Source organism: Romboutsia lituseburensis, assembly GCF_024723825.1.
Classification (GTDB): Bacteria; Bacillota; Clostridia; order Peptostreptococcales; family Peptostreptococcaceae; genus Romboutsia_F; species Romboutsia_F lituseburensis_A.
Genome location: NZ_JANQBQ010000001.1, coordinates 1,201,676 through 1,219,977, shown reverse-complemented (window position 1 = coordinate 1,219,977; position 18,302 = coordinate 1,201,676). Strand labels below are relative to the sequence as shown.

21 protein-coding genes are annotated in these 18,302 nt (G+C 29.6%); 18 read left to right on the top strand and 3 right to left on the bottom strand.

Going from position 1 to position 18,302, the window contains the following annotated elements; translation table 11 throughout:
* Positions 1–4 precede the first annotated feature (4 nt).
* The 7 genes from NWE74_RS05965 to NWE74_RS05935 are packed head-to-tail and all read left to right on the top strand — an operon-like array spanning position 5 to position 5,603.
* Positions 5–568 carry a propanediol/glycerol family dehydratase medium subunit gene (locus NWE74_RS05965; protein WP_258242317.1) on the top strand — a complete coding sequence of 188 codons (564 nt, stop codon included), beginning with the start codon at positions 5–7 and terminating at the stop codon, positions 566–568.
* A gap of 19 nt (positions 569–587) precedes the next feature.
* Entirely contained in the window at positions 588–1,010 is a 423-nt protein-coding gene (locus tag NWE74_RS05960) for a diol dehydratase small subunit (RefSeq protein ID WP_258242316.1), read from the top strand.
* Positions 1,011–1,024: 14 nt separating this feature from the next.
* A complete protein-coding gene (locus NWE74_RS05955) occupies positions 1,025–2,842 on the top strand; it encodes a diol dehydratase reactivase subunit alpha (protein WP_258242315.1) in 1,818 nt (605 codons plus the stop codon).
* 10 nt (positions 2,843–2,852) lie between these two features.
* Positions 2,853–3,209 (top strand): glycerol dehydratase reactivase beta/small subunit family protein, encoded by a 357-nt coding sequence (locus NWE74_RS05950; RefSeq protein WP_258242314.1) that lies wholly within the window; start codon positions 2,853–2,855, stop codon positions 3,207–3,209.
* Positions 3,210–3,220: 11 nt separating this feature from the next.
* Complete coding sequence (locus NWE74_RS05945) at positions 3,221–3,646, top strand: GlcG/HbpS family heme-binding protein (protein ID WP_258242313.1); 426 nt, start codon at positions 3,221–3,223, stop codon at positions 3,644–3,646.
* A gap of 39 nt (positions 3,647–3,685) precedes the next feature.
* Positions 3,686–4,846, top strand: a complete 1,161-nt coding sequence (locus NWE74_RS05940) for an iron-containing alcohol dehydrogenase (protein ID WP_258242312.1) — start codon at positions 3,686–3,688, stop codon at positions 4,844–4,846.
* 49 nt (positions 4,847–4,895) lie between these two features.
* Positions 4,896–5,603, top strand: coding sequence for an MIP/aquaporin family protein (locus tag NWE74_RS05935; RefSeq protein ID WP_258242311.1), 708 nt, complete (start codon positions 4,896–4,898; stop codon positions 5,601–5,603).
* 182 nt (positions 5,604–5,785) lie between these two features.
* Here the strand turns inward: NWE74_RS05935 and NWE74_RS05930 are convergent, their stop codons facing one another.
* The gene (locus NWE74_RS05930) at positions 5,786–6,736 is read right to left on the bottom strand and encodes a sugar kinase (RefSeq protein WP_258242310.1); all 951 of its coding nucleotides are present in this window, start codon (positions 6,734–6,736) and stop codon (positions 5,786–5,788) included.
* Between the two features lie 211 nt (positions 6,737–6,947).
* Here NWE74_RS05930 and NWE74_RS05925 point away from each other — a divergent pair, with 211 nt between their 5' ends.
* The 4 genes from NWE74_RS05925 (at position 6,948) to NWE74_RS05910 (ending at position 11,540) form a co-directional block, all read left to right on the top strand.
* A complete protein-coding gene (locus NWE74_RS05925) occupies positions 6,948–7,556 on the top strand; it encodes a bifunctional 4-hydroxy-2-oxoglutarate aldolase/2-dehydro-3-deoxy-phosphogluconate aldolase (protein WP_258242309.1) in 609 nt (202 codons plus the stop codon).
* A gap of 228 nt (positions 7,557–7,784) precedes the next feature.
* The gene (gene kduI, locus NWE74_RS05920) at positions 7,785–8,615 is read left to right on the top strand and encodes a 5-dehydro-4-deoxy-D-glucuronate isomerase (protein WP_258242308.1); all 831 of its coding nucleotides are present in this window, start codon (positions 7,785–7,787) and stop codon (positions 8,613–8,615) included.
* 31 nt (positions 8,616–8,646) lie between these two features.
* Positions 8,647–9,426, top strand: a complete 780-nt coding sequence (kduD, locus tag NWE74_RS05915) for a 2-dehydro-3-deoxy-D-gluconate 5-dehydrogenase KduD (protein ID WP_258242307.1) — start codon at positions 8,647–8,649, stop codon at positions 9,424–9,426.
* A 107-nt stretch (positions 9,427–9,533) separates the two neighbouring features.
* Complete coding sequence (locus NWE74_RS05910; protein ID WP_258242306.1) at positions 9,534–11,540, top strand: alginate lyase family protein; 2,007 nt, start codon at positions 9,534–9,536, stop codon at positions 11,538–11,540.
* Between the two features lie 37 nt (positions 11,541–11,577).
* Here NWE74_RS05910 and NWE74_RS05905 read toward each other — a convergent pair whose 3' ends face one another.
* Positions 11,578–12,357, bottom strand: coding sequence for an IclR family transcriptional regulator (locus tag NWE74_RS05905; RefSeq protein ID WP_258242305.1), 780 nt, complete (start codon positions 12,355–12,357; stop codon positions 11,578–11,580).
* A gap of 292 nt (positions 12,358–12,649) precedes the next feature.
* Here NWE74_RS05905 and NWE74_RS05900 point away from each other — a divergent pair, with 292 nt between their 5' ends.
* Genes NWE74_RS05900 through yajC form a run of 6 tightly spaced genes read left to right on the top strand, consistent with a single transcriptional unit; the run spans position 12,650 to position 16,772 of the window.
* Positions 12,650–13,840, top strand: a complete 1,191-nt coding sequence (locus NWE74_RS05900; protein ID WP_258242304.1) for a glycoside hydrolase family 88 protein — start codon at positions 12,650–12,652, stop codon at positions 13,838–13,840.
* A gap of 38 nt (positions 13,841–13,878) precedes the next feature.
* A complete protein-coding gene (locus NWE74_RS05895) occupies positions 13,879–14,370 on the top strand; it encodes a PTS sugar transporter subunit IIB (protein ID WP_258242303.1) in 492 nt (163 codons plus the stop codon).
* Positions 14,371–14,395: 25 nt separating this feature from the next.
* On the top strand, positions 14,396–15,193 hold the full coding sequence (locus tag NWE74_RS05890; RefSeq protein ID WP_258242302.1) for a PTS mannose/fructose/sorbose/N-acetylgalactosamine transporter subunit IIC: 798 nt from the start codon (positions 14,396–14,398) through the stop codon (positions 15,191–15,193).
* Positions 15,183–15,998, top strand: coding sequence for a PTS system mannose/fructose/sorbose family transporter subunit IID (locus tag NWE74_RS05885; RefSeq protein WP_258242301.1), 816 nt, complete (start codon positions 15,183–15,185; stop codon positions 15,996–15,998). The genes NWE74_RS05890 and NWE74_RS05885 overlap by 11 nt, the downstream gene beginning before the upstream one ends.
* 16 nt (positions 15,999–16,014) lie before the next feature.
* Positions 16,015–16,470, top strand: a complete 456-nt coding sequence (locus NWE74_RS05880; protein WP_258242300.1) for a PTS sugar transporter subunit IIA — start codon at positions 16,015–16,017, stop codon at positions 16,468–16,470.
* Between the two features lie 23 nt (positions 16,471–16,493).
* Positions 16,494–16,772 carry a preprotein translocase subunit YajC gene (gene yajC / locus NWE74_RS05875; protein ID WP_258242299.1) on the top strand — a complete coding sequence of 93 codons (279 nt, stop codon included), beginning with the start codon at positions 16,494–16,496 and terminating at the stop codon, positions 16,770–16,772.
* Positions 16,773–16,888: 116 nt separating this feature from the next.
* On the opposite strand, the gene NWE74_RS05870 is transcribed toward yajC, so the two are convergent.
* Complete coding sequence (locus tag NWE74_RS05870) at positions 16,889–17,413, bottom strand: 2'-5' RNA ligase family protein (protein WP_258242298.1); 525 nt, start codon at positions 17,411–17,413, stop codon at positions 16,889–16,891.
* A gap of 199 nt (positions 17,414–17,612) precedes the next feature.
* Here NWE74_RS05870 and NWE74_RS05865 point away from each other — a divergent pair, with 199 nt between their 5' ends.
* On the top strand, positions 17,613–18,284 hold the full coding sequence (locus NWE74_RS05865) for a PspA/IM30 family protein (RefSeq protein WP_258242297.1): 672 nt from the start codon (positions 17,613–17,615) through the stop codon (positions 18,282–18,284).
* Positions 18,285–18,302: the final 18 nt, after the last annotated feature.

Genomic DNA, 18,302 nt, shown 5'->3' with positions numbered 1-18,302 from the left:
ATATATGAATAAGTTTGTAATGCCAACTCTTCAAATAGAAGAAATAGGTGAAGCTAGCGTTGGAACAAGATCAGATGAGGTTGTTATAGGAATAGGACCTTCATTTTTTAAACATCAAACTAAAACTATAGTTGGGATAAAGCATGATGAAGTTTTAAGAGAACTTATAGCAGGTATAGAAGAAGAAGGTTTACATGCTCGTATAGTTAGAGTATTAAGAACTTCAGACGTTTCATTTATGGGAAATGATGCAGCAAAATTTAGTGGATCAGGAATAGGAATAGGTATTCAATCAAAAGGAACAACTATCATACATCAAAAAGATTTACTTCCTTTAAATAATATAGAACTATTCCCACAAGCACCATTACTAGATTTAGAAGCTTTTAGATTAATAGGGAAAAATGCAGCAAAGTATGCAAAAGGAGAATCACCAAATCCAGTGCCTACTAGAAATGACCAAATGGCAAGACCAAAGTTTATGGCAATAGCTGCATTACTTCATATAAAAGAAACTAAGCACATTGTAGAAAATAGCAAACCAGTTCAAATAGAAGTTAAATTTTAATTAAGAAAGGAGATATATTATGCAATTAAATAAAATGACTACTAAAGAATATCCTTTAGCAACTAAAATACCTGAAAGTATAAGTACACCAACAGGTAAAAAATTAAATGATATAACATTAGAAAGCGTTATGTTAGGACAAATAAAACCTGAAGATATAAGAATATCTAAAGAAACACTAGAAATGCAAGCTCAAATAGCTGAAGAAATGAAAAGAGATGCAATAGCTAGAAACTTCAGAAGAGCAGGTGAACTTATAAGTGTTCCTGATGAAAGAATATTAGAAATATACAATGCATTAAGACCTTTTAGATCTACTAAAGAAGAATTACTAAAAATAGCTGATGAACTTGAAGAAAAATATGATGCTAAAATAAATGCAGAATTTGTAAGAGAAGCAGCTTGTGTATATGAAACTAGAAAAAAACTAAGAGTAGAATAAAAAGGGTGTAAAAAATGAAAATAATAGCAGGTGTAGATATTGGAAACGCGACAACAGAAGTAGCAATAGCAAAGGTAAGTTCTGATAAATGCGAGTTTATTTCAAGTGGAATAGTTCCAACTACAGGAATAAAAGGAACTAAAGACAATATATCAGGTGTTGTTTCATCATTAAAAATGGCACTAAAAAATGCAAACCTACAAATGAAAGACTTAGATTTAGTAAGAATAAATGAAGCAGCTCCAGTCATAGGAGATGTTGCAATGGAAACTATAACTGAAACAATAATAACTGAATCAACTATGATAGGTCATAATCCATCTACACCTGGTGGAGAAGGACTAGGAACGGGAAAAACTATAAACATAAAAGATTTAGAGTTATTAAAAGGAGATGCATTAGACGAAAGCTATATTCCATTAATACTAAGTGATATGAATTTCTTAGAGGCGGCATTTAGAATAAATCATGCAGTTGAAAATGGTATAGAAATAACTGGTGCAATAGTACAAAGAGATGATGCTGTTTTAATTAATAATAGATTAAACAAAAGTATACCTATAGTAGATGAAGTTACTTTATTAGAAAAAGTTCCTTTAAATATGCTTTGTGCAGTAGAAGTAGCACCACCTGGAAAAGTTATTGATAAACTTTCTAATCCCTATGGAATAGCAACAGTATTTAATTTAACTTCTGATGAAACGAAAATGATAGTTCCTATATCTAGAGCACTTATAGGAAATAGATCTGCAGTAGTTATAAAAACTCCAAAAGGTGACGTAAAAGAAAAGAAAATACCTGCTGGAAAAATAATTATTGAAGGTGAGAGAAGAAAAGAAACTGTTGATGTTGATGAAGGTGCAAAGAAAATAATGGAATCAGTCAACATAAGTTTACCAATTGAAGATATAAAAGGAGAATCTGGAACAAATGTAGGAGGTATGATTGAGAGAGTAAGACAAGTAATGAGTGAACTTACTAATCAAAATATATCAGACATAAAGATTCAAGATTTATTAGCAGTAGATACATTCACTCCACAAAACGTAAAAGGTGGACTTGCTAAAGAATTTTCTATGGAAAATGCTGTAGGTATAGCAGTTATGGTTAAAGCTGATAAACTGCAAATGCAAATTATAGCTCAAGAATTAGAAAGTATGTTAGATATAAAAGTAGAAGTTGGTGGAGTTGAAGCTGATGTTGCAATCAAAGGTGCTTTAACAACTCCAGGAACTAGTGCTCCACTTGCAATACTAGATATGGGTGCAGGGTCAACTGATGCTTCAATAATCAATAAGCAAGGTGAAATAAAGTCTATACACTTAGCAGGTGCTGGAAATATGGTAACTATGCTTATAAAATCAGAGCTTGGTCTTGATGATTTTTCAACAGCTGAAGATATTAAAAAATACTCTTTAGCAAAAGTAGAGTCATTATTTAACATAAGGCATGAAGATGGTAGTGTTGAATTCTTTGAAAAACCACTAGATCCATCAGTATTTGCAAAGGTAGTAATTATAAAAGACAATGAGTTAATACCAATAGACGGACAAAACTCAGTTGAAAAAATAAAAAATATAAGAAGACAAGCAAAAGAAAAAGTATTTGTTACAAATTGTTTAAGAGCTCTTAGTGTAGTTTCTCCTACAGGAAACATTAGAGATATAGAGTTTGTAGTATTAGTTGGAGGCTCATCTTTAGACTTTGAAGTACCACAACTTATAACAGATTCATTATCTCATTATGGTGTTGTTGCAGGTAGAGGAAATATAAGAGGTACAGAAGGTCCAAGAAATGCTGTAGCAACAGGACTTATACTATCTTCTAACTAAGGAGTTTATTATGATTATAAGAAGTTATGATTTAGACACACCGAGTGTTTATGTAATTCACAGTGAAAATGTGAGTATAGAAGATTTTAAAGAAGTTTTATGGGGAATTGAAGAAGAAGGTATTCCTTATAAAGTACAAGTTAAAAATGATGATACTTTAAATATCCTAAGCCATGAAGCATCTTTAAAGTCTAAATTAGGAGTAGGAATTGGAATAAATGAAAAGTCAATAGCTTTAACTACAAGTAAGTTAGATAAAAATAGTCCTCTAATTACTATAGAAATGAATAAAGAATATAGTAGATTAAGGAATATAGGGGCTAATGCAGCTAGATTAGTTAAAGGTATAGAACTTAAAAAAATTTAGGAGGTACACCTATGAAAAAGCTAAATGAATTTAAGGAATTAAGTTTAGAAATAGTTAAAGTAATGGCTAAAGCAGCAGAAGAAAAGGCTTTAGAAATAAATGTCCCAGTAGTAATTTCTGCAGTTGATAAAGGTGCAAACCTTATGCTAATGCATAGAATGGAAAATGCTTTTGTAACAAGCATAGATATATCAATAAACAAAGCATTTACATCAGCTTGCTTAAAGCAAGGAACACATGAAATAGTAGATGCAGTTCAACCAGGAGCATCTTTATATGGGCTTCAACTTACAAACAATGCAAGAATAGTGCCCTTTGGTGGAGGTCTACCAATAATAGTAGATGGTAATGTTGTAGGAGCGGTAGGTGTAAGTGGTGGAACAGTAGAAGAAGATATGTTAATAGCACAAGCTGCTGTTGACGCTTTTCATAAATAAAAAATAAAAAGATTATTATAAATTTTGGAGGAATATAAAATGAGTAGAATGTATGATTATTTAGTACCAAGTGTAAACTTTATGGGACCAGGATGTTTAAAAGTTATTGGTGAAAGAGCTAAAATGTTAGGTGGAAAGAAAGTTTTAATAGTTACAGATAAATTCTTAAGAAATCAAGAAAATGGAGCAGTAGAACAAACTGCAAAATACTTAAATGAAGCAGGCATTGAAGTTGTAATATATGATGGAACTGAACCAAACCCAAAAGATACAAACGTAGCTGAAGGTTTAAAAATGTTTAAAGAAGAAAATTGTGATATGATAGTTACAGTAGGTGGAGGTTCTCCTCATGACTGTGGTAAAGGTATAGGTATAGCTGCAACTCATGAAGGTGATTTATATGACTATGCTGGAATAGAAACATTAACTAATGCACTACCTCCAATCATAGCTGTAAACACTACTGCAGGAACTGCAAGTGAAGTTACTAGACACTGTGTTATAACTAACACAAAAACAAAAGTTAAGTACGTTATAGTTAGCTGGAGAAACTTACCATTAGTATCTTTCAATGACCCAGAATTAATGGTTGGAAAGCCAGCAGGACTTACTGCAGCTACAGGAATGGATGCATTAACTCATGCAGTAGAAGCTTACGTTTCTAAAGATGCTAACCCTGTAACAGATGCATCTGCTATACAATCTATAAAATTAATAGCAAACAACTTAAGACAAGCTGTAGCTATGGGAGACAATATAGAAGCTAGAACCAATATGGCATACGCTTCATTATTAGCAGGTATGGCATTTAACAACGGTAACTTAGGATATGTTCATGCAATGGCTCATCAATTAGGTGGATTATATGATATGCCACATGGTGTAGCTAATGCAATGTTATTACCTCATGTTTGTAAATACAATGTAATATCAAATCCTCAAAAATTTGCTGATATAGCAGAATTTATGGGAGAAAATATATCTGGATTATCAGTACATGAAGCTGCTGAAAAAGCTATAGATGCAATGTTTAGATTATCTAAAGAAATAGGTATACCAACTTCATTAAAAGAAATGGGTATAAAAGAAGAAGATTTCGAATACATGGCTGAAATGGCTCTTAAAGATGGAAATGCTTTCAGTAACCCAAGAAAAGGAAATGAAAAAGACATAGTAAATATATTTAAATCAGCATATTAATATAGGTGTCCCCTTTCAGAGATGAGAGGGGAATTTTATGGGGGAGAAGATGAATACAAGTTTTTTTGCAGAATTAATAGGAACAATGATATTAGTATTACTAGGAGATGCAGTTGTTGCAAACGTAATACTTAAAAAGACTAAAGGAGAAAATGGCGGTGTTATAGCAATAACTGCAGGATGGGCATTTGCAGTTGCGATACCTGTATTTATGTTTGGAAGCATTAGTGGAGCACACTTTAATCCAGCTGTTACAATAGCACTAGCATCAGTAGGTAAATTTTCATGGGCAGATGTTCCTATGTATTTAATAGCACAATTTATAGGAGCATTTATAGGAGCAGCTCTTGTATTAGTTCTATATTATGATCACTTTAAATCAACAGATGATAAAGCAACTAAATTAGGTGTATTTTGTACAGGACCAGCAGTTAGAAACTTAAAGTTAAACTTTATAACTGAATTTGTAGGAACATTTGTATTAATGTTTGCAATTTTAGGGATAGGTGCATCTAAATTAGCTGATGGAATAAGTCCAATTGCTATTGGAATATTAATTTGGGGAATTGGGTTAAGTTTAGGTGGTCCAACAGGTTATGCTATAAATCCTGCTAGAGATTTAGGACCAAGACTTGCACATTTTTTACTACCAGTACCTCAAAAAGGAGACTCTGATTGGGATTATGCTTTAATACCAGTTATAGCACCAATATGTGGAGCGATAGTAGCAGCATTTACATATAATATGATATTTTAAATAAATAAAATGTCTCAAAGTGGCTTTTGTCATTATTGAGGCATTTTTTGCATTATTAGTATAATAAAATATAAAAATGTATTTTATTATAAATTAAAAAACTATTAAATATATCCTTAAAATATATAATTTAAATTATAAAAAATACAAAAAGCTAGCATATAAAAAGCTAGCTTTTCAAACTATCTATCAATTTTTTTACTACTAGATAAGAAGCATTCTAGCTCATATAAGCTAGGTAGACCTTCCATATCACCGAGGTATTGTACGGCCATTGCACCCATAGCATTACCAATACGAGCACATTCTTTAAGCTCTAAATTATTAGTTAAACTATGTAAAAATCCTGCAACAAAAGCATCTCCAGCGCCTACAGTATCAACAACTTTTTTTACATTAAATACAGGAACATGGTGTCTTTCATCTTTATTTGCAACCCAAGTACCTTTATCACCTGATTTTAAAACAATAGTTTTTATACCAATAGATAAACATAAGTCTATAATTTTATCTGAGTCTTCAATATCAAATAACATAGAAGCTTCTTCAATACCTGGTGTTAATATATCAACATAAGGCAATATATCTAAAATTTCTCTTTTTGCTTCCTCGATGCTCCAAAGTTTTAATCTAATATTAGGATCAAATGCTACTAATATATTGTTTTCCTTACAGAATTTTAAAATTTTTCGACAAAAAATTCTGTTATTTTCACTTAGTGCTAAGGTTATACCACTAAAAAATACTACCTTAGCAGATTTTAAATAATCTAAATTTATATCATCAAAATTTAGATGGTGGGCAGCAGAATCTTTTCTATAATAATAAACATTTGTATCACCTAAAGGTGTCAATTCTTTAAATAATACACCTGTACTGTGACTTGTTGAACGTGTAACATAAGATGTGTCAACACCCTCTCCTCGAACCTCTTTTATGACAAAATCTCCAAATGGATCGTTACCAAGTTTACTAATCCATCCAACACTTTCATTTAACCTAGCAAGACCTATGGAAACGTTTGTTTCAGCGCCGGCAAGACCTTTTTTAAATCTATCAATATGCTTTAAACTACCTGCATGTTCTGGTGATAAATACACCATACTTTCTCCTATAGTAATAAAATCAGGCATTGTAAATTTCCCCCTAAAATAAAATTATTTTTAATCGCTTACTATAAGCATAAGTATACTTAGAAAATTTTACCTGTCAATATAAAAAATTAAATAAAACATCAAAAATATATTACGAAAAAATAAAAATCTTGAAAAAATAAAAAAAATATATATAATTAGATGTTAATCAAGGCTGTATTTAAAAATTAAAATCAAAGGGGGATTTATTGTGTTAAATAAATTAATCGATTGTGGAGTAATAGCAGTAATTAGGGCGAAAAATCATGAGGAAGCTAAGGGGTATATAAATGCATGTTCTAATGGTGGGATAAAAGCAATAGAGCTTACATATACAATACCAAATTTATGTAAATTGATAAAAGAAGTTAAAGAAAATAAAGATTTATTAATCGGAGCAGGTAGTGTAATAAATGGGGAAATGGCTAAAGATGCTATAAAAGCAGGGGCTTCATACATAGTTAGTCCAGGTTTTTCAGATGAAGTAAATGATGTTTGTAAAGAAAATAATATTTTATATCTTCCTGGATGTATGACAGTAAGTGAAATGATGAATGCATTAAACAAGGGAAATGAAATGGTTAAATTATTTCCGGGAGATACATTTGGAGCTAAGTTTGTTAAAGCTATAAAAGCACCAATACCAGATGTAAAAATAATGCCAACTGGTGGAGTAGATATAAATAATATTGATAAATGGTTTGAAAATGGAGTAAGTTGTGTAGGGGTAGGAAGCTCATTATTAAATGCAGGTTCATTAGAGGATATAGAGAAACTAGCTAAAGAATTTATAAAAAAAGTAAACGAAATAAGAAAATAAAGAATATGCAAGCACTCATTTAGATGGGTGCTTTTTTTATATTTCAATATACTGTATTAATAAAATAAAAAATCAAATAAAATTATGGAAAAAATTATGGAATAAAAATCCATTTTAATCATTGACGAAAAATAAAAAAATGATATATAATTAACTTAACAAAAATGAAACAACGTTCCGTATTATGGAACGATAATATAAAACATAGCATAGGGGAGGAAACAGAAAATGGATATAAGATATGCAAATCATCCAGCTGATTCAAAAAAATATGATACTAAAGAATTAAGAGAGCATTACCTAAAGGAAGAGATATTTTTAAAAGATGAGATAAGCTTAACATATAGCCACGTAGATAGAATAATATTTGGTGGAGCAATGCCAATAGATGAAGAATTAACATTAACTGCAGGAAAAGAAATGGGAGTTGAATTTTTCTTACAAAGAAGAGAAATGGGAGTTATAAACGTAGGTGAAGCAGGAGTAATAGTTTTAGATGGTGTGGAACACGAAATGAAAAAACATGATGGTATGTATATAGGAATGGGTGTTAAAGAAGTTACATTCAAATCAATAGATGGTGACAAACCAGCTAAATTCTATATAAACTCAGTACCAGCTCATAAGGAATATAAAACAGTAAAAATTAATATAGAAGATGCTAGACCAGTAAAATTAGGGGAACAAGAAAACTTAAACAAAAGAACTATATACCAATATGTACATCCAAATGTATGTGAAAGTTGTCAATTATTAATGGGAATGACAATGTTAGAGCCTAACAATGTATGGAATACTATGCCATGCCATACACATGAAAGAAGAATGGAAGTATACTTCTATTTTGATATGAATGAAGACACAAGAGTAATACATTTAATGGGAGAACCACAAGAAACTAGACATTTAGTAGTTTCAAATGAACAAGCACTTATATCACCAAGTTGGTCAATACATTCAGGAGTTGGAACAAGCAACTATACATTTATATGGGGTATGTGTGGTGAAAACCAAACATTTGATGATATGGACCATATAAAGATGTCAGATTTAAGATAAATAAATAAAACATCATAAGGAGTAAATGAGGATGAATAATTTAAGAGATTTTTCAATGGACTTTTTTTCATTAGAAGGAAAAGTTGCTATGGTAACAGGTGGGAATACTGGGTTAGGTCAAGGATATGTTGTAGCATTAGCTAAGTCAGGTGCTGATTTAGTAGTTCCAACTTATGATACAAATTGGGATGAAACAAGAGAATTAGTTGAATCATTAGGAAGAAAAGTACATTTTGTTCAAGCTGACTTAACAAAATCTGAAGATAGAGATAAGGTTATAGAAGAAGCTATAAATACATTTGGTAAAATTGATATATTAGTAAACAATGCAGGAACAATAAGAAGAGCTCCACTTCTTGAGTATAAAGAAGAAGATTGGCAAGCGGTAATGGATATAAACTTAAATGCAGTTTATTATTTAAGCCAAAAGGTATCTAAGATTATGGCTGAAAATGGTGGAGGAAAGATAATAAATATAGCATCAATGCTATCATTCCAAGGTGGAAAGTTTGTACCACCATATACTGCAAGTAAGCATGCTGTAGCAGGATTAACAAAAGCATTTGCAAATGAATTAGCATCTTTAAATATTCAAACAAATGCTATAGCACCTGGATATATAGAAACAGCAAATACTGCTCCAATAAGAGTTGATAAAAATAGAAACTCAGAAATATTATCTAGAATACCAGCTGAAAAATGGGGAACACCATTTGATTTAATGGGAGCTGTAGTATTCTTATCAAGTAAAGCATCTGATTACGTTAATGGTCATATATTAGCTGTTGATGGTGGATGGTTAGTTAGATAGTTGTGTTAACATAGGAAACTATACTTATTTTTAATATAAGCATAGTTTCCTTTTTAAATATAAAAAATCTTATAAATATTTATAGTTTATATTAAGGAGACATTGTTATGAGTGAAACAACATATAAAAAAGAAGTAAATATGAAATTAGATATATATTTAAGTACAGAAGAAATAAACGAAATATCAAAATATTCTAAGTTGAAATTTCTTGATGATGTTAAAGAAACTATACGAATTGCAGATGATGTTTGTAACAACAAGTTTATGTTTGAATGGAAATGGGATATGGAAAGAACATTTATACCTTACACATTTGAAGATAAGATAGTTTGGGATAAGACTCCAAATATGGATGAAGAATGGATTTTTATGTTAAATAGACATAGATATTGGGTTACACTAGGTAAAGCTTATGCACTAACTAATGACGAAAAATATTCAAAAGTATTTTTTTATCAACTAAAACATTGGATAGAAAATGTAGTATTAATTGAAGGAACAGACAAAACAACATGGAGAACTATTGAAGCTGGTATAAGATGTGAAAATTGGATAAAAGCATACATGTATTTTAAAGAAAGTGAGTATTTATCAGAAGATATAAAACTATTATTTAAAAACTCATTACAAGAGCACTGTGAATATTTATATAATAATTACCATGACCCTAGAAAGTTAAGCAACTGGGGAGTATTAGAAAGTCATGGTTTATTAATAGTAGGGTTAGCTTTAAATGAAAAAGAAATTAGTAATAAATACATAAACACAGCATTAGAAAGATTAGAAGAACAAATTGAATTGCAGGTAATGGATGATGGTATGCATTGGGAACAATCTCCAATGTATTTAAATGAGGTACTGCATTGTTATATTGACTCTATTATAATTTGTATAAAAAATAATATAAAAATACCAAGTATTATATTAGAAAAAACTAAAAAATTAGCTTATGCAAATTTATATATGAAAAAGCCTAATCATCATCAAATATGTCAAAGTGATAGTGATGATACTGATTTAAGAGATATGTTAACTAAAGCCGCATATTTATATAATGACCCTGTATTAAAATATGGTGCATATGAAGAAATTGATTTTGAAAGTATTTGGGACTTAGGATATAACTCAATAAAAAAATACAAAGAAATAAAATCAAATACACCTTTAAAAAAATCTTATGCATTTGAAGATAGTGGAAACTATTATATGAGGTCAGGATGGACAGAGGAAGACAGTTATATGTATTTCCATTGTGGGACACTAGGAAGTGGTCATGGTCATGCAGATTTATTACATTTTAGTGTTTTTGCAAATAAAGAAGATTATTTAATAGACCCAGGAAGATATACATATATAGAAGGAAATGAACTTAGACAATATTTAAAAAGTTGTAAAGCTCATAATACAACTATAGTTAATAACGAAGAATTTAGCGAATTAAATGGTTCGTGGGGATATAAAAGCGTTGCTACACCTATAAAACATCCTTTTGTAAGTGATTCTAATTTTGATTATTGTGAAGGGTCTCATTTAGGATATATAAATTTAGGCGTTTTTACAAATAGAAAAATAATTTATATAAAACCAGATATATGGTTAGTTATAGATGCATTTTATGGAGAAGGAGAACATGAGTATAAGCAATTTTTCCACTTTGCACATGATATAGTAATTAAAGACGACAAAACAATTTGTAAAGGAAAGAATGGATTTTTAACTTTAAATCATTTAAATGATTTAGAAAAAAGTATTGAGAAAAGTCCTGTATCATATCATTACAATAAATTAGAATATAAAGATACATTAACTACAAAATCAAATAATACTGGATTTACATCTATAATAACTGCTATAACTGTATCTAAAGAATTAAGTAAAGTTACATTTGAAAAAATGCCAGTAAAAAATTGTAACAATAGAGTTTTAGAAGATTATGAAGCTGAAGCTATAAAGATAGTAAGTGGAGATAAAACTTATATAGTTTTAATTTGCCATAATGAAATATATAAAGGGAAAAAATTATTAAATGTATATGGACATGATGTATATGGTAAGGTAGTTGTCATAACTGAAGATAAATATACAGTAAGTAAAAAAGTAATTAAATATTAAAAAATAGGGCTAATTTAGCCCTATTTTTATTTTTAAATTATAAATATTTAATTATATTACTTATTTCTGAAGAGATATCAGATAAAGAAGATTTTAACGCTATAAGATCATCAGTTGTTGTATATATTATTAAACCAGTAACACTCATAGCAAGGTTTATATTACCGTTTTTATCATATATAGGTATTGAAATACATATTATTCCAGAATCATATTCATGTTTATCAAGTGCATAACCTTGTTTTCTGACTTCATGAATTTCTTCTATAAATTCATCTGTATTTTTTATAGTTTTTTCAGTGTAGACTTTATAATCTACATCTTTCATTATATCTCTTATTTCATCATCACTATATTGAGATAAAAGTAATTTTCCAGCAGCAGTACAATAGCAAGGAGCCTTTTTACCAACTTTAGAAGACATAACAAATATTTTGTTTGAATTGGTAGGTTCTATTTTGTCTACATAAACAATATTTGTACGTGTGTCATCTAAAATAGAAAGATGAACTGTAGCGTCAACATCATCTGCAAATTTGGTTATTATAGGTCTTGAAATTTTAAAAATATCAAGTTTTGTACTTATACAATTTGAAAGATATAACAGCTTAAAACTCAAAAAATATTGTTCATTATCTTCAGATTGACGAACAAAATCTTTAATTTTTAGAGTAGTAATTAATCTATGTACAGTAGCCTTACTAAGGCCTAATGCCTTTGAAATCTCTGTAATACCAGCTCCATTGTGGTATTCACCTAAATATTCTAATATACTTAAAGCCCTATCTACAGATTGGACTAAATTAGTGTCAGTCATTTTGTATACATCCCCCTTAAATTAAAACTCGTAACTAATTTATAAATATAAAGATACACTAAATTTATAAATTTTAAAAGGGGAAAAATTTAGTTTTAAAGTAAAATAATAAAAAACATAAAATATTTAAGTTTTGATAATGAGAATATAAAAAAAACTTGAAAAATTTACCTTAAATAAATTGACAAAAATTAAACCGTTATTTATAATAAAGATAAGAAAAAACGAAACACTGTTTCATAATACGGAACGTAAGGGTTGAGTTAATAAGTAAATCATTATGGAGGGGAACATGATAAAAGACATTAACATTGAAAAAATCAAAAAGTCTAGTTTTTTCAAAGAAAACTATTTTATAACAAGGGAAGAAATCAAAACAGCTATTGACAATTGTATAAAAGTAATTGAAAAAAATATGGATAAATTTGGGGAACAATATCCGACACCAGCTACATTCGATAATAAGTACAAAGTGATTGATAATATAGAATGGACTAATGGATTTTGGACAGGAATGTTATGGTTAGCTTATGAGTATACAAATGATGAAAAATTCAAAAAGCTAGCAGATAAAAATGTTGAGTCATATAAGCATAGAATAGAGAACAAAATTGAGGTAGACCACCATGATATGGGATTCTTATACAGCCTTTCATGTGTAGCATCTTACAAATTAACAAAAAATGAAGATGCAAAGGAAGCAGCAATAAAAGCAGCTGACCAATTAATAGGAAGATACCAAGAAACAGGAAAATTCATACAGGCATGGGGAGTTTTAGGAGCTGAAGACAATTACAGATTAATAATAGACTGCTTACTAAATATACCATTACTATATTGGGCATATGAAGAAACAGGAGATAAAAAATATTATGATATAGCTTACAACCACTATGTTACATCATGCAACAATGTTGTAAGAAGTGATGCATCAGCATTCCATACATTCTATTTTGACAACAAAACAGGAGAACCTTTAAGAGGGGTAACAAGACAAGGATATAGTGATGATTCTTCTTGGGCAAGAGGTCAAGCATGGGGAGTTTATGGGTTACCTCTAAATTACAGATGCACAAAAGATGAAGAATGCTTTAGATTATACAAGGGAGTTACAAACTATTTCTTAAATAGACTTCCTGAGGATAACGTTTGTTTTTGGGATTTAATATTTAATGATGGTGATGATCAATCTAGGGATTCTTCAGCAGCAGCTATCGCAGTATGTGGTATGCATGAGATGGGTAAATATTTACCAGAAGTAGATGAAGACAAAGACACATATAAGCATGCAATGCACACAATACTAAGATCTTTAATAAATAATTACTCTACTACAGTAGAAGATGATGTTGATACATTATTATTACATGGCGTTTATTCATGGCATTCAGGAAAAGGTGTAGATGAAGGTAACATATGGGGAGATTACTTCTACCTAGAAGCTTTAATAAGATTTTATAAAGATTGGGAGCTTTATTGGTAAGGGTAAATAAAAAATATATTATATAAGGAGTGTTAAAGATGGGAGTACCAGATATAAAAATGCTAAGAATTGATGAAAGATTGATACATGGCCAAGGACAAATGTGGTTAAGTGCTTTAGGAGCTAACTTAGTTATAGTAGCAGATGATGAAGCTAGCACAAATAAGTTACAACAGACTTTAATGAAAACAGTAGTGCCAGCTTCTGTAGGAATGAGATTTTTCTCAATACAAAAAACTTGTGATGTAATACATAAAGCAGCGCCACACCAAAAAATATTTATAGTATGTAAGAGCACAGAATCAGCTCTAAAATTAGTTGATGGAGGTGTTCCAATCAAAGAGATAAATATAGGTAATATACACAATGAAGAGGGAAAAGAAAAAGTAACAAGATCTATATACTTAGGTCAAAAAGATAAAGAATCGCTAAGAATATTAAAAGATAAACATGGTGTGAAATTTAATACTAAAACAACTCCAATAGGTGGTGATGGAGCTGCAGAGGTAGATATAACTAATTACTTATAAAATAAATGTTTAGGGGGAAATAATAATGGAAATCTCAATATTCCAGTGTCTATTAATTGGATTATGGTCAGGTCTTTGTCTAGCAGGTCAGTTATTAGGAATATATACTAATCGTTCATTAGTTCTAGCAACGGGGGTAGGTTTAATACTAGGAGATTTACCTACAGCGTTAGCCATGGGAGCAGTATCGGAAATAGCATTTATGGGATTTGGAGTTGGAGCTGGTGGTACTGTGCCACCAAATCAACTAGGGCCTGGTATAGTTGGAACATTAATGGCTATATCAATGAAAGCAGCAGGAATGGATGTAGAGACAGCTTTAGCATTATCGATGCCATTTGCGGTTGCATTCCAGTTTTTAATAACAGCTACATATACAGCGATGGCAGGTATGCCTGCAGCAGCTAAAAAAGCACTAGAAGAGGGGAAATTTAAAAAATTTGGAATATTATCTCATCTATCAGTAGTAGCATTTTTAGTAGTAGGATTCTTAATAGGGTTTGCAGCTTCAATGAGTGTTGAAGGAGCTCAGGCTGTAATAAATATGATTCCAGTCTGGATAATAGATGGATTTGCCGTAGCAGGAAGAATGCTACCAGCAATAGGATTTGCTATGATACTTAATGTTATGGTAAAAAAAGAATATGTTGCATTTGTTGTATTAGGGTTCGTAGCAGTTACGTTCTTTAACTTACCTGTAATAGGTATAGCATTTTTAGCATTAGTATTTGCATTATATGATTATCATAACAAGCCAGTATTAGTAACACCACAAGCTAACTCAGTAGAATGTTTAGAGGAGGATTATTCTAATGGAATCTAAGAACCCAGTGTTAAAATGGAAAGATTATTTAATAGTTGCACTAAGATCTTTTTTCTTGCAATCGGCTTTTAACTATGGAAATTATCAAGGTGTAGGGTATGCAAATATTCTGATGCCTGCTCTTAAGAAAATATATGCAAATAATGAAAAAGAATTAAAACAATCAGCAATAGAAAATATAGAGTTTTTTAACTCAAATCCACAGACATTGCCTTTTATAACAAGCATACACTTAGCATTACTTGATAATGGAGAAAGTGCAGAAAATGCTCGTTCAATAAAAATGGCATTAATGGGACCTTTATCAGGAATAGGTGATTCATTCTTCCAATTTGGATTAGCTCCGTTATTTTCAAGTATCGGTGCAGGTCTAGCTGCAGAAGGATTAATAATAGGGCCAATATTATTTTTCTTAGGTATAAACATATCACTAATAACTACTAAAGTAGTGACTGGATACTATGGATATAAATTAGGGACAGATTATATAGATTCATTAAGCGAAAAAATGGCAAGTATATCAAGAATGGCAGCAATAGTTGGTATAACAGTTGTTTCAGGCCTTGCAGTATCATTTGTAAAGATAAATATTCCTCTTAAGTATACAGCAACATTACCAGATGGATCAGTAAATGAAATTGCATTCCAAACAATATTAGATAAGATAACTCCAAATTTATTACCAGCATTATTTACACTATACATTTTCTATCTAGTTAGAAATAAAAAATGGAATGTATATCAATTATTAGGATTAACTGTAGCTATTGGAATGATAGGATCAGTATTTGGTATTATAGCATAATAAAAAGGGGTGTAACATGTACAATATATTAATAGTAGGACACGGAAATTTTGCAACGGGAATGAAGTCTGCTTTTGATTTATTATTGGGGGCAAGTGATAGAGTTCATGCGCAAGATTTATCAGAAGATATAACTCATGAGCAATTTGAGAAGGTAGTTACAGATTATTTGAATAAGTATGATAAATTAATAGTATTTGCAGACTTAATAGGTGGAGCACCTAGCCAAATAGTAACTAGAAAAATAGCTGAGTTAGCTAAATCAAAAGAGCAATTTATAGTATCAGGTGTTTCATTAGCTTTAATGGTAGAAATATCGACAAATATTCTAATATTAAATGATGAAGAAGATATGTTAAAGAAGATAAATAATTCTTTAAATGGAATAATATCATTAGTTGGAGTCATGAGTTTAGCTGATTTTGAAGAGAATGAAGAAGAATTAGAATTAGAATATGAAGATATGATATAAGTAGAAATAAGGAGTAGTTAATTATGAGCGGTAATACAATGTTATTAGTGGTTTCAGTATTTATTGTCTATGTAGGATTATTAGTATTTATGCGAAATAAAAGAAAGCAGCAAATGGATATTCAACAAAAACAAAGAAAGGAATTTACTAAAAATCTTAAAAAAGGAGATTACGTTGTAACTATGTCTGGTATATATGGATACATAAAAGACATAAATAGTAACAAAGTATCATTAGAAGTGTCTAAAGATGTAAACATAAATATGGATATAGAGGCTATAATGGCTACTTTAGAAAAATAAATTTAACAAAAAAGAGTACTAGAAGATACCGCGTTAGTGTATTTAATAGTGCTCTTTTTTACTTTTAACTTATTAATATGTTTATAAATTTTATTTTGATATTTAATGAAGATATCTTATGTTAATAAATATTCTTTATGCAATACCCATGTATTATCTATCCATTTATAAATACATATATTATCAAAATCACATTTAAAATCACATTTGAATTTATTAACATAAGACCAAAGTTCACTGTATATTTTTTGGATTTTTTTTGAACTTATAGTTACATGAAAAATTTTATCCTTTCCATCTGATTTTTCAAAATTAATATAATTTATTCCACTTAATGCATCAATTAATGCATCATGAACATCTTTACCTTTAGGACTCATAAAAACCTTCATAAATATAACCCTGTCATCAAAATGATCATAATCTTTTATATGATAATTTTCATAAGTATGAGCTTTAGAAAATTCATCTAATGCACTTTCTAGTTCATCTATATTCTCAGATTCAAATGGTGATTTTATAGTAAAATGAGCTGGAAGCTTAGAAGAACGAGCTTTAAATTTTTTAAAGACATCTTTTCTCAAATTATGGTTAAACTCTCCGGCATCACCTTTAACTAAACTTACAATTACATATCTCATAAATTTACCTCCAATGGCATATAATGTGGATTTTAAGCAATAATCTATAATAGGTATTATATCCTAAACAGATTAAAATTAAAAAATTCATAAACACATACTTGATATATACATAGAATATATTAATTATAAATATAATTATAATTCAATTAAAAGTGAATAAAAGGAATTTAAATAATATAAAAGGATGGGATAAAACATGGGATTTTTTAAAAGATTGAAAAATGTAGTAGATGCAAAGGCTAATAAAGCATTGGATAAGTATGAAAACCCTATAGAAATGTTAGAATTATCAATAGTAAAGAAAGAAAATTTATTACAAGATGCTAAAAAACAATGTGCAAACTTTATAGCATCAGTAGATTGTATTAGAAATGAAAAAAAAGAAATACAAGAAAAAATTAATAAGTATGAAGAGGCTACTAAAGCAGCAATATTAAAAGAAGATACTGAAAAAGCTCAAAATTTTGTAAAACAAAAAATAGAGCTAGAAGACAAATTAAATGACACTGATTTAAGGATTAAAGAACAAGATGAAAAAATACAAATTATAAAAAATAAAATACAAGATTTAGAAATTGAAATATCTAAAATGAAATCTAAAAAGCAAGAATTAGCAACTAGAATAGATGTAGCTGATATAAATAATGAAATAAACGAAACATTAGCTGGACTTAGTGATGATAATGGAATAAATTTAGATGAATTAGAAAAGAAAGTTGTACAAAAAGAAAGCTATGGTAAGGCATTAGAAGATTTAAAACCTAAAAATGAGGATGAACTATTAGATGATTATATAAATAGTTCACCAGTAGTTGACAATAAAATAGAAGAAGAATTACAAAAAATAAAAGAGCAAATGAAAAAATAATTTGAGCATATTAAGGTA

Excerpts from the sequence above, each read along its gene's own strand:
- NWE74_RS05940 (WP_258242312.1), top strand. The coding sequence starts at position 3,686 with ATGAGTAGAATGTATGATTATTTAGTACCAAGTGTAAACTTTATGGGA.
- NWE74_RS05885 (WP_258242301.1), top strand. The coding sequence starts at position 15,183 with ATGGAATCTAAGAACCCAGTGTTAAAATGGAAAGATTATTTAATAGTT.
- NWE74_RS05900 (WP_258242304.1), top strand. The coding sequence starts at position 12,650 with ATGATAAAAGACATTAACATTGAAAAAATCAAAAAGTCTAGTTTTTTC.
- kduD (WP_258242307.1), top strand. The coding sequence starts at position 8,647 with ATGAATAATTTAAGAGATTTTTCAATGGACTTTTTTTCATTAGAAGGA.
- NWE74_RS05960 (WP_258242316.1), top strand. The coding sequence starts at position 588 with ATGCAATTAAATAAAATGACTACTAAAGAATATCCTTTAGCAACTAAA.
- NWE74_RS05930 (WP_258242310.1), bottom strand. The coding sequence starts at position 6,736 with ATGCCTGATTTTATTACTATAGGAGAAAGTATGGTGTATTTATCACCA.
- NWE74_RS05950 (WP_258242314.1), top strand. The coding sequence starts at position 2,853 with ATGATTATAAGAAGTTATGATTTAGACACACCGAGTGTTTATGTAATT.
- NWE74_RS05870 (WP_258242298.1), bottom strand. The coding sequence starts at position 17,413 with ATGAGATATGTAATTGTAAGTTTAGTTAAAGGTGATGCCGGAGAGTTT.
- NWE74_RS05880 (WP_258242300.1), top strand. The coding sequence starts at position 16,015 with ATGTACAATATATTAATAGTAGGACACGGAAATTTTGCAACGGGAATG.
- NWE74_RS05955 (WP_258242315.1), top strand. The coding sequence starts at position 1,025 with ATGAAAATAATAGCAGGTGTAGATATTGGAAACGCGACAACAGAAGTA.
- NWE74_RS05935 (WP_258242311.1), top strand. The coding sequence starts at position 4,896 with ATGAATACAAGTTTTTTTGCAGAATTAATAGGAACAATGATATTAGTA.
- NWE74_RS05905 (WP_258242305.1), bottom strand. The coding sequence starts at position 12,357 with ATGACTGACACTAATTTAGTCCAATCTGTAGATAGGGCTTTAAGTATA.
- NWE74_RS05965 (WP_258242317.1), top strand. The coding sequence starts at position 5 with ATGAATAAGTTTGTAATGCCAACTCTTCAAATAGAAGAAATAGGTGAA.
- kduI (WP_258242308.1), top strand. The coding sequence starts at position 7,785 with ATGGATATAAGATATGCAAATCATCCAGCTGATTCAAAAAAATATGAT.
- yajC (WP_258242299.1), top strand. The coding sequence starts at position 16,494 with ATGAGCGGTAATACAATGTTATTAGTGGTTTCAGTATTTATTGTCTAT.
- NWE74_RS05890 (WP_258242302.1), top strand. The coding sequence starts at position 14,396 with ATGGAAATCTCAATATTCCAGTGTCTATTAATTGGATTATGGTCAGGT.
- NWE74_RS05865 (WP_258242297.1), top strand. The coding sequence starts at position 17,613 with ATGGGATTTTTTAAAAGATTGAAAAATGTAGTAGATGCAAAGGCTAAT.
- NWE74_RS05895 (WP_258242303.1), top strand. The coding sequence starts at position 13,879 with ATGGGAGTACCAGATATAAAAATGCTAAGAATTGATGAAAGATTGATA.
- NWE74_RS05945 (WP_258242313.1), top strand. The coding sequence starts at position 3,221 with ATGAAAAAGCTAAATGAATTTAAGGAATTAAGTTTAGAAATAGTTAAA.
- NWE74_RS05910 (WP_258242306.1), top strand. The coding sequence starts at position 9,534 with ATGAGTGAAACAACATATAAAAAAGAAGTAAATATGAAATTAGATATA.